General features: G+C 69.0%; 5 protein-coding genes. 1 reads left to right on the top strand and 4 read right to left on the bottom strand.

Annotated features, from left to right (window positions below; genetic code table 11):
- Window positions 1-358 precede the first annotated feature (358 nt).
- The gene (locus tag ACXC9Q_RS02860) at window positions 359-679 is read left to right on the top strand and encodes a hypothetical protein (RefSeq protein WP_457054896.1); all 321 of its coding nucleotides are present in this window, start codon (window positions 359-361) and stop codon (window positions 677-679) included.
- 35 nt (window positions 680-714) lie between these two features.
- On the opposite strand, the gene ACXC9Q_RS02865 is transcribed toward ACXC9Q_RS02860, so the two are convergent.
- The 4 genes from ACXC9Q_RS02865 to ACXC9Q_RS02880 form a co-directional block, all read right to left on the bottom strand.
- Window positions 715-4,803 (bottom strand): P-loop domain-containing protein, encoded by a 4,089-nt coding sequence (locus ACXC9Q_RS02865; protein WP_457054897.1) that lies wholly within the window; start codon window positions 4,801-4,803, stop codon window positions 715-717.
- A gap of 6 nt (window positions 4,804-4,809) precedes the next feature.
- Entirely contained in the window at window positions 4,810-5,205 is a 396-nt protein-coding gene (locus tag ACXC9Q_RS02870) for a trypco2 family protein (protein ID WP_457055758.1), read from the bottom strand.
- 158 nt (window positions 5,206-5,363) lie between these two features.
- Entirely contained in the window at window positions 5,364-5,738 is a 375-nt protein-coding gene (locus tag ACXC9Q_RS02875) for a hypothetical protein (protein ID WP_457054898.1), read from the bottom strand.
- 536 nt (window positions 5,739-6,274) lie between these two features.
- Window positions 6,275-11,482, bottom strand: a 5,208-nt coding sequence (locus ACXC9Q_RS02880) for a toxin TcdB middle/N-terminal domain-containing protein (protein WP_457054899.1), incomplete at its 5' end; no start/stop codon positions are given.

The raw sequence follows: 11,482 nt of genomic DNA on the forward strand, positions 1-11,482 counted from the left end.
CCACACTCCTCTCCGTCCCAACCACCGTCAAGGTTGCAAATGTTGACATCTCCAAGCCCTCGCGACGGTGGTTGCGTCCCCTCGGGTGGTGTAAGGGGGCCTGCTCGGCGTGGGTGACCACGTTCGCGGTGCGGCCGCGCGGCACGATCGAGGTCAAGGGGAAAGGCCCGATGGAGACCTACCTGCTCGACTGGGTCGATCAGGCTGCGCAGGAGATGCCTCCGGGCCCATAGTCACTGGCCTATTTGCCCTGGGTCCTAGCCGCTCGGGGAGTGTGCCTGACGTCCTTGTCCTTCGCTCCGGATCTCGCGGGTGAGGGGAGTGTCATGATCGGTATCGGGATCACCGGGAGGCTGGGATGACGCTAAGGGAGCGGTTCGACGAGTTGGTTGGCGAGTTCCTGGAGATGCCTGGGGTGACGGGGCCACGTTCGGGGCGGGGCTTCGGTTCTTCGGCGTTGCGTGTCGAGAACAAGATCTTTGCGATGTTGGCGCAGGAGCGGCTGGTGGTGAAATTGCCGGCGGCGCGGGTCGATGTGTTGGTGGCCGCTGGGGAGGGACTTCGGTTCGACGCGAACAAGGGTGTGGCCATGAAGGAGTGGTTCAGTGTTGATCCTGATTCGGCTTTGTCGTGGCAGGAGCTTGCTCGTGAGGGTTTTGCTTTCGTCGCTGGAAGGTAGACAGTTTCGGTCAGGCGGCCTGACTCGGACATCATCTACTCGTGCAGCAGGCCTGCGAAGGACGGTGACGTGAGTAGAGCTCGGAGGAGGTCGTCGGGAAGGTCGGTGACGTGGTCGATGAAGGCGTCTTCGATGGTGAGGCGGCGGAGGGCTTCGTCGCGGACGGTGGGCTCGGTGCTCTTGACCAGGCCACCGAGGATCGCAGCTCGGTCGACCCAGAGGACGTCCGCGCGGATCACCTGCTGAAGCAACGTCTCGGCGACCCGCCGGGCCGGCTGGGAATGCCCGCCCGCCACCAAGCTGGTCAGGACTTCGAGTGCACGCTTGTACCAGTCGGCGAACCAGAGGTCGGACGAGGGGACCGAGCGCGTGATGAGAGCGGCCGCCGCGTCCGCCAGCTTCGCCGGCCCGTCGACACTGTCCCGCGCGAAATGCACGGCTATCGCCCGGCGCTCGGTCTTCTCGTCGATGTGGCGGGACTCGACCAGCACGATGAGCCGCGCGGCGGTGTCATCGGTCAGCCCACCGGTCACCTGCAGCGCCCTGAGAGTATCCGCGAAGCAGGTTGGGTCGAGGAAGTCCATGACCGTCAGCGGTGCGATCATCGCCTCCGCCTGGCGGCGGGCGACCTTGAGATCGGCGATCGCGACCCGTGCCTCGACCAGCCGGCGCTGCGCCTTGAACCAGGCGAAGCTGGGCGGTTTCAGGGCGTCGTCGACGTGCTCCTGGATTCCTGGTAGCCGGTGCATCGCGCCGGCCGGGTCGACTCGGGCGTAATCGCGCACCGCCTGTGCGAGATACTCCACCAGTTCCGATCGAAGGAATGGATCCAGCGGCGACAGTGGATCGCCGAGCTTTGCCAGATCGGAGTCGATCCGCTCGTACGTCGCAACCGGTACAGCGCTCGGCGGCGGGTTGGTCTCACCACCAAGGTGTGCTTCGATCTGCCGGCGGGCGGTGGTGAGCCGGTCCGTCCGCTGGGCGGCGACCATCCGGCCGAACTCGGCCTCGACCGAAGCTCGGGCGTGCTCGCGGTACTCCGGCCAGCGACTCGTTCCCAGGGCCGCGAGAGCCGCAGCGGCGATGATTTCGGTTCTCGACGTGCCATTGCCGCGGTGCGCCAGTTCAATGCTGTACGCCACTGCTTCCGTGTCGGCGCCCTTCGCGGCGAGATACCGGACGAGCTGAGCACGAACGGATTCCTGCACAGCCCGCCATCCTGAGCCCATCGACGAGTCCCCCAGAGCGGTGATCACCGGGGTTTCGAGGCCGGCTTCCAACAGCACGGAGACCAGCTCGATCGGAGTGGAGCCGATCCACTCGGCCTCTTGGTCGTGCGTCTCCGCGTTCTCCACAGAGTTCGCCACAGCTTTGTCGGCCAGGTCCCGGGCAGCCGCAGGCCCGCGGACGAGAGCAATCGCGGCAGCGACGTTGGCCATGTTCCAGGCCTGGCGATCGGAGATCGCGAACGACGGTGTTTCGAGCCAGGCGTGCACCGTCGGATCCGCCGAGAGTTCCGCCAGCGGATCGTCGCCGGCCAGCGCGGCGATCGTTGCCCTCGCCCGCCAACCTGCGGTCTCCACCGTGCGCCTCGCCCAGTGGAGGTACTTGCTCTCGTTCGCAAACCGTGCCGAAGTGGTCAGCTCGTACGCGTGGGTGAAACAGCTGGCGGAACGTTCCCTGTCACCGAGAACTGCGAAGAGTTCCGCGAGGACCCCCAACGGCTTGTGCCCCTCGGCGTCCGGCACGACTGCCAGCTCGGCGACCTGTGCGGCCAGCGTTCGCGCCATGTCCACCTGATCGGCTCGGGCAGCGAGAAGTGCTATGTCGGCCAGGCACTTGGCCACCTTCTCGGCATCGGAGATCCGGAGAGCCACCTGTTCTGCTTCCTCGAACCGGCCCGCCTTGGCGAGGCGCAGAGCAAGATGGACCTGCAGCGGCTCCCTGTAGGGACCAGCGCCGGCCTCGGCGATGCGCACCTCGCTCAGTGCCCTATGCATCAGACCGAAGTCCTGCACCTCCGAGGCCGCAACCGCGATCGCACCGAGAGCGTACGTGCGACCGTCCGGCTCCAGAATCACCTGCGCCAGACGCATGGCCTTGTCCCCGTCTCCGAGCAAGGTCCAGGTCATCGCAACGCCCGCCGCGGGATACGTCAGCGTGCCGCGAACAGGACCCCGCGACAGTCCGAGAGTCGCGAGCCTCACCTCGAGATCCGGCAGGTTCATCACGCCCAGCTCGTAGGCCCGGACCAGGGAACGCTGAGTCTGAACGATCTCCTCGTCCGGCAGCACCGGGCTACCCTCGGCCAGGAACAGCGCCATCCAGCGCCCCCGTGAGGTGACGACCTCGTACAGCCGTTCCAGAGGCTCGATGGTCGCCTGGTCGCCGCTCAGGCCTGAGCCCAGCATCCTGGTGTAGGAGCGCAGCAGATACTCAGGTGTCTCGGTCGGCCAGTCCTTGCCGGCGTACTCGCGAGCCCAGTCGTGCAGTTGTCGTCCGCAGTCCGGGAGACGGTCGGCGAACCGTGCTCGCGCCTCACCACGCAGTTGAACGTGTGCGAAGCCCAAACCGACCGCCGATCCGGGAGCGGGAGTGATAGTGCGAGCCAGGTGCAGTTTCCAGGTCGTTTCGATCTGATCCGTGTAGATGTCGGACCGCATCTGTTGCCGCCGGATCAGGCCGGCCAGGTCGGAGTGGGTCAACGGTCCCTCGGCTGCGGCATGGAAGCCGAGGATCTGATGCGTCAGTCCGTTCGGATCCGCCAACGCGGCACGATCGATCTCCTCGTCAGCCAGCTGGAGAATCCGCGCCGCCGTCTCGGACGGTGTCAGCAGATGGAGATGTTCATGCAGCGGATGACCTTTCGGGATCCCGCTGGGCGCGCCGGAGCGGCTCGTCACGAGAAGCGCGGCCCCGGTCGGCAGCGTGCTCGACCTGGGCAACCACTCCGCGATCGGTATCTGCCCGACGGTCTGGTACTCGTCGAGTCCGTCGACGACCACGACGAGACGTCGCCCCTCCGCCACGCATCGAGCTGCCGCCTTGTCGAGCAGTTTGGTGAACGTGCGGATCGCGGCGTCGCCGGTGAGCAGATCCAGGCGCGAGACGTCCTGCTCCGACGACTCTGCGATGGCGGACAACTGCAGCGACAATGAGCGAACCGCGTAGTCGGCGGTGTTGAGGTTGCTGACGCTGCGCAGGAAGCAGGCGACGACGGCAGCCTGAGTGGCATGCCGATAGTTCGAGACCCACCATGCGATGAGCGCGGTCTTGCCCGAGAACGCATCCGCGGAGTACCACCACCAGCGCTCGGTTCCGGCCGCGAACGTGTCCAGGAGGGCGAGTTCCTCGACGCGACCGGTCAGCAGCGCCGGAGCCAGGTCGGCGGCCACGCCCAGATACGTGGCAGGAATGAGTTCACGGAGCGATTCCGGAGTGACGTCCACAGCAGTGCCGAACTGCGGTACGACGTCCAGCCACGTACCTGCTCCGTCGACATCGAGCGGCCACACGGTGAGTGCGCTGCCACCCTCGCGCACATGGTGCTTTGCCACGACGCCGATGACGTGGCCGGCACCCCACACCGCCGATCCCGACATACCGGCCCAGACAGACTCCGCGTCCTCCTGAGTCGCGACATCCGGTCCGCCTGAGACCGTCATGGCCATGGTTCCGATCTTCCGATCGGCAGCAGGGATGATCGTGCCTCCGACCGCGGCCAACTCCCGGGTCAACGCGTCAGACTCGTCGCCGGCCTCGCGTAGCTTGTACCAGGGAAGGCCCAGCGCGGTTGCCGACACAGCCTCCGTGAGCTCTCGATCGAGCGTGCCGCGAACCGCGGGACGGTAATCATCTGGCGTGGCGTGCCCAGAGATTGGGATCAGGGCCGCGTCCACGGGCGGCGCGGCGTACTGGATCCCGTCGGAGTGAACGACCGCCTCACCCTCGAGCGTCAGGATCGCCTCGGGTTCGACCCACACCCGGATCGACGTGGCACCTCGCACGACGTGTGCCGCGGTCAGCACCCAGCCATCCGCGACGAGATATCCGGACCCCAACCGGCTCTTGCCGTCGGGCCACGTCGTCCGAATCTCAGCGACACACTGCGGACTTGGATGCATGCGCGCTCATGCCGTGGTCGACCTGGGCGGCGGCTGATGTTCTCCGGCGTCGACCTCGCCGGTCACTTCGAGGCTGGTACGCGCGGTGCTCACAACGCCGTCCTCGTCCGCTGCCACGATCTCGAGTTGCGGTTTGAGATTGAGCGTGAGGGTCTGAGTGCCGGTATGCCCGCGTTCAACACCGCCTTTGACTCCCGCCTCAGCGGATCCGAACACCCAGAACTTGCCAGTGACCTTGCCGCTCACCTCGCCCGTCATCGTCCGTACGTGCGCCACCTCGAGCGTCACGGTGATCTCATCCACGGTCAGCCGCAGGGCGTTCGCCGTACCTGGAGGACTGGTGGCGAGCGCCCTCGCTTGAGCCTCTTGCAACTCGGCGCGAAGATCACCGAGGAACTCCACCAAGCCGAGCCCCTGCTCCTCGTTCTCCGATGTCTGCCCCACCTGTGCCCCCTCCTGCAAACCCACGTGATCCCCTCGAGTCGAGAGTGCCCTACCACCCGGCACCCACACCAGGCTTGAAGGCCGGAACCAGCAGCCGCGGCGTCTGGGAACCCCAGCTAGCCAGTCAAGTCCGGAGCCGGCCCGGTCATAAAGCCCGCCACCGCCCCAGCGGGATGGCCCTGGTGAAATCCGCAGCTTCCTGCAGCGATTGCCATCAGCAACATTCCGCCCTCGCGCCAGACCAGGTCCTCGCCGTCGAACCAGGTCTCGAATAGCTTTCCGCGGATTACGATGACGGGGAACAGAATCGCGATGGTGGTTCGTGCTGGGTCTTCGTCCAGTGTGCGCGCGTATGACCGTGCCGCCTTGGTTACGGAGGAAAGCGCGATGTAGGCGAGGTCTTTCGGAGCATCGGGGAGTGCCTTCGACCCGTTCCTGCCAGGTGCCGATGTCCCGAGGGCATACCCGGCACGAGGCTCCTGCTGGAGCATCTTCGCATGGTGCACAGCAGGATGCGGCGCCAGCAGACTGAGCCACTCCTTGCCGTGTTGAGTGAGGTTCGCTCGTAGTTCGGGCGTTCCTGGTCGTACGCGGGTGAACCTCGATAGATCACCCACGGCGTCGGCGCGAACTTGCACTCGAGCACTGCAATCGCGGCGACGGTGAGCTCCTCGGTTACGCGGATGGCTCGCGTGCCGACGACGTCGGTCTCACGGAGAGTGCCGCTGTCGGGGTCTTCGAAGTACACGGACTGCTGAACGTCTTCGCACTGACTCCGAGGGGTGCGCGCAATCTCGGCGTTGCTGCGCCCGTCCGCAACCAGGGCGAGTACTTCACCTTCTCGTTCGGTCAGGTCGGCGCCGTAGCGTGGGTTGCCGCCTCTCGACAGCCGGCGGCCGGGTCGGCGCTACTGGACAAGCTGGCGGATGTCGGCTAGGCGCGGAGCACCCTGAATGAAATGCATGAGGTCAACCACAGTCTCGTCATAGCGAAGGCGCAATCCGTGCGAACCCTCTCCGCCCGTTTGTCAGAAGCTTCCCCCGAACAAATCGAACGGGCCCAGATCGATCTTGTGCGTCCGGACGTACGCCTCGAGGTCGTCCCACCCCGCCGAGAGGGCGGCGGCGTGCAGGTCGATGAGAACTGTCTGCGCCACGATCGAGCCGGTCACTCGAGATGTCGCGGATGCGATGAGCGGGAAGAACTCCTTCAGCGTCTTGCCGAGGAACCCGAAGGCTATCTGGCGGCCCGCTTCGCCGATGCTGTTCACTGGCGTCGGCGGGGTCATCGGTGCCTGGGTGGGAGCCCCTGCTGGCATCGCTGGCTCCGGCTCGAAGATGCGCGCGGCGGCCCGCCCCGGTGAGTCGCCCGGCTGCGGCACAACCCCGCTGAGTGCGCCCAGCGCAGCGCCGACGGCCTTGCCGATGAGCGCGCCGACGAGCACCTTCTCCATGATGTCGCCCGCGCCCTTGTTGCGGCCGCCCGCGAAGCCGCTCGCGAAGCCCATCGCGGCGCCGTTGATCGTTCCGCTGACGGCGCCGGCGATGGCGCCGGCGGCGACCGTGCCCGCGCCGAAGGAAGCATTGCAAGCTAATGCGAACCCCGCGGCGACCGCTGGCCCCGCGACGGCCGCGCCGAAGGCTGCAGAGCCTCCGACGGCCGCCCCGACGAGCATGCCGACCAGGATGTCGGAGGCATCGCCGCCGGCGCGCGCCGCGGCGATGCCTCCGATGACGCCACCGGCCACGACACCTACGAGGGTGGCCGTGAACACCGTCGACCAGGTCACGCTGATCCCGGTGCCTCCGAGGGCAATGGTGGCGGGCGCGGCCGTGCCCCAGCTGAGGATCGTCACGATGATGACGAGGGCGATGATCGCGATCGTGGCAAGCACGCCCGCGACGACCTTCCAGGCCTGGCGACCGGTGGGGTCGACGTAGCTCGTCGGGTTGTTCCGACAGTACGCGTAGGGGTTCCAGGCGGCGGGATCGGCCGCGTCCCCGACGATCGGATCCGGCGACAGGAAGCGGCCGACCGCGGGGCAGTACCAGCGCGCTCCGAGCAGCACGATCGGGGGCGCGTCGAGCGCGGCCGCCGGCCCGGTTCGCGGCGCCGGCGCCAGCCCGGTGGCGAACGTCTGCGGTACGGCGCCCGCCCCGGACCGTTCGAGCACCTGCCCGTACGGTCCGTAGCGCAACTGGAGCACGACCTGCCCCGCGCCTTCGGTGACGGCGAAGACGGAGCCGAGGTGATCGTGGTGGAGCCAGGTGGTGCGCGCGGCTGCCGGGCCGCCCGCGGATGCGGCGCGCCGACGGGCCAGGATCATCGTGCCATCGGTGATCTGGAGCATCATTCCGTCGTCGTCGATGCTCACGAGCCCGTCCGGGGACCAGACGCGCGACGTCACGGCGCCGCCGCCGGCGTCCGTGCCGGTGACCTCGCTCACTGCGAGCCGGCCGCTGTGGTCGTACGTGTACTCGTGCACCGTCCCTGACGTGAGCGCGACTCGGCGCAGGCGACCGCTCGCGTCGACGGTGTGCGCGCCCCAGGGCGCGCTCGCGACGTGCCCGCGGTCGTCATATGTGAAGTGCTGTGTCCCCACGGTCGTGAGGCACGTCGCCGCCCCGCCACCTTCACCGTAGGCATAGGCACCGACGTCAGAGGCGCTGAGCAGGTTGCCCGCGTCGTCGTAGCCGTAGGTCCACACCTGCTGAGCTGCCGCGGCGCCGGCGACGGTCGGCCCGAGGCCCTCGGCCCGCACGAGGCGGGACAGGGCGTCGTAGCTGTACGCCCAGGTCTGCTCGGGGCCGGTGCTCGTCAGGGTGTGGACGTTGCCGAGGACGTCGTAGCCGTAGTTGACGTCGCGGACCGTCACCGGAGTGCCTCCCGCGGCGCTGGGCGTGTTCAGTTGCGAGCGTGTCAGGCGACCGGTGAGCGCTTCGTGCTCGTTGAGGCGCTCGACGCCGTTGGCGTAGCGCACGCGCCGGGGATGGTTCTGCACGTCGTACTCGATCTCACTCACGACGTCGGCGATCGCCACGAGCCGGCCGACGCGGTCGTACTCGTAATCGATGGTCGACCCGTCGGGGTAGGTGACCGCCGAGACGAGCCCGTCCGCGCGGTACACGGTCTCGAGCGTGAGCGGGGCGAAGTCGGCGCGGGTCATCTTCTTGGTCGCGACCTGCCCGCGCTCGTCGTAGTCGAACACCGTCGTGCCGGACTCGTCGTCTACCCGGACGAGCCGCCCGCCCGCGGTGTGCAGGCCGGCGTCGGCCGGCGCGGGGCCCACGTTGTCGTGATAGGTGAAGGTCGAGACCGGCGGGGCGGCCGCGTCGTGCTCACGGACCGTCAGAAGGCGGTCGACGCTGTCGTACGCCCGCAACAGCCGCCGCTCGCCCGACCTCGACTCGACGGCGCGGCCGGCCGCATCGAGCACGACAACGGTCGAGGACTCGGGGCGCGTGGTTGCGAGCGTCCGGCCGAGCAGGTCGTAGCGGAAGCTGGTCTCGGCTCCGGTCGGGTCGCGTTCGGCCACTAGCGAGCCGTTGACCGCGAACCGGAACGTGCTGGTGAGCGTGCGGCCATCGAGCTGTTGCTCGATGGCGGTGACGCGGCCCGAGCCGTCCACGCGCCGCACGGTCAGGTGGCCGGCTTCGTCGGTCTCCTCGATGCGCCCGGGCAGGTAGCGCACGGACGCGGCGGCGCCATCGGGACGGGTCTTGCGCACGATACGGTTGAGGGCGTCGTACTCGAGGACGACGTGAGGCCGCGCGGTGTCGGGTGCGTCGTAGGCGGCGGTGGGTGCGCGATAGGGAAGGTAGGACGCGGTCAACAGGCCGCGCGCGCCGTATCGGTGCGACACCTGGACGATCTCGAGCCAATCAGCTCCTGGCGCTCCCACAGACGCCGAGCTGTCCGGCACGCGGCGCTGGAGCAGCCGCCCCTCGCCGTCGACGAACTGCCGCTCGCGCAGCCGCGGCAATTCGGTGCCATCCGCGGCGGTCCCCGCGCGCCGGGTGACGGTCAAAGCCACGGGGAGCGTTCCAATGGCGTAGGCGTGGTCCGTTGTCGGCGTGGCGAGGGTGTCACCGGGATCGATCCTGGCGAGCGGGCGCGCGAGCGCGTCGAACGTCGCCGTCGACGCGCCGCCCGCGGGCTCGACGACCTGCACGGGCTGGTACGTGCGGAGGTCGAACGTCGCCGTGACCTCGTTGCCGACGTCGTCCTGCACGCGCACCGGGTAGCACCCGGTCGGCTCGAATTCGAGCTTGCTGACTGCTCCGAGTGGCCCGGTGATCGAGCCGTGCACGACCCCGGCGGCATCGACCGTCCGCGCGTAGCCTGCGGTGCGGATCCACCAGCCCGCCGGTATCGGCACGGCGGCGATTCCGGAATCGCCGGCGCCGGGTACGTGGGCGCCACGGTGCTCGTAGCCGAGCGCGGCCCAGTCGGGCTGGTCGCCGCCGTACACGTTGACCGCCAGCGCGTCCGGCACGGCGAGCGAGCTGCGGCCCGTGACGAGCCCTTCGGCGCCGACCTGTCCGAACGGCAGCCCGTCGTACTCCGTGCGGGTATCAGCGAGAAGCGTGCCCGCGCCGTCGGTCTGCACGATGCGGCAGGGACGCTGCAGGAACCGTCCCGCGGGGTCGTCCGCGTATTGCGTTTGCGTGTGCAGACGGGCCGCCGGCGCGCCGGCCTGCTCGAAGCTCGTCTCTTCGGCCTCGACCACGTTGCCGGCGGCATCCCACGCGAGCTGCACGGTGGTGATTCGGCTCACCGGCTCCGCGGCGCGTTCGAAGACCGAGCTCTCGCTGCGTTGCAACCGCGGGACGACGGTCACGCCGCCCACGCCGTCGGTGACATGCCAGGTCTGCTCGGTCCGCAGCAGCAGCGGGGCCGCGGGATCGATTGACGCGGCGGCACGGACCTCCTGCCGGTACATCCGACCACGGACGGCGCGCAGCCGACGGCGCTCCGCCGTCGAGCGGGGCTCGCCGGCGGCGCCGATGCCCGTGTGGAACCAGCGCGTCATGAAGGTGCCGGCGACCCGGGCGTCGCCGTGGTCGAACGCGTCGACGCGCCCGAACCCGCAGACCTCGCGCAGCACCGGGTCGTAGCGCCCTTCGTGATAACGGACGTCGGTCACGGTCCCGGCGCCGGTCGTCGCGTCGGCGACCGAGAGCCTCGAGATGACGGGCAGCACCATCGGCATCCGGCTGGTCCATGCCGTCCCGCCGGCGCGATCGCGTTCCTCCTCGGCGGCGGAGGTGGTGTAGTGGATGGTCGTGACGCGCCCGATCGATGTGTCCACCCGCGCGAGCAGGCCGGGGCGTACGGCGCCCATCAGGTCCAGCGCGAACCAGCGTGCACGGCCGGAGGCGAGCGGCGTGCTCCACACCAGCGCGGGGGTGCCCGTACCGAGCACGTCCGCGACGCGCACGTCGTCCATCGCGCCAGTCGGCAGGTGCCGGATCTCGCGCGCCGGCGCGAAGCCGTCGCCGCTGCGGTTGGGCCACCACGTGAGCTTCCCGTCGTCAAGCCGTACCACGTCGGCGCAGCCGTCGCCATCGAGGTCGACGAGCATCACCCGCGCCGGGTCGACGTCGAACGGCAGGATTGGCGCGGCCGACATCGTCACGGCGTCGCCGAAAGCGCCGCGGCCGAGGTAGGGCCAGTAGGTCACGCCGGCGCCATCCGCGCGGACGACGTCCGGCGTGCCGTCCCCCGTCATGTCCGCCACGTGCACGTGCGGGTCGGAGAGATCGGTCGGCGGACCGCCGGTGCGGCGGGGAACGACGTCCGGGCGGTCGACCCACCCGGCGGCGTCTTCCGTGCGCCGGGCGAGCAGGAGCGCGGCTCCGGTGCTCCACACCAGGTCGCCGATGCCGTCGCCGTCGAGGTCGACGAGCCGGGCGGACGGTGACCCGACGGCGACCGATGGGGACGCGGACCAGCGGACCGGCCGCTCGAGGCCGCCGGCTGAACGGGGTTGATAGCCAGTGGCCGCGATGTCGGCGCGGACCAGATCGGCGAAGCCGTTCCCGTCGAGGTCGATCAGCCCAACGGTGGCGGCCGGGTCGGCAAGCTGCGGCAACTCGCCGATTCCGAAGGGCCGCCCCCAGCTCCCGCCGCGGTTGGGCCAGACGCGCGCAGCGCCGCTCGCGCCAACCTCGATCAGGTCGGCCACGCCGTTGCCGGTCCAGTCGATGAGCTCGACGCGGGTGCCCCGCCCCGG

It is taken from the genome of Kribbella sp. CWNU-51 (assembly GCF_054073265.1).

Excerpts from the sequence above, each read along its gene's own strand:
- ACXC9Q_RS02860 (WP_457054896.1), top strand. The coding sequence starts at position 359 with ATGACGCTAAGGGAGCGGTTCGACGAGTTGGTTGGCGAGTTCCTGGAG.
- ACXC9Q_RS02875 (WP_457054898.1), bottom strand. The coding sequence starts at position 5,738 with ATGCTCCAGCAGGAGCCTCGTGCCGGGTATGCCCTCGGGACATCGGCA.
- ACXC9Q_RS02865 (WP_457054897.1), bottom strand. The coding sequence starts at position 4,803 with ATGCATCCAAGTCCGCAGTGTGTCGCTGAGATTCGGACGACGTGGCCC.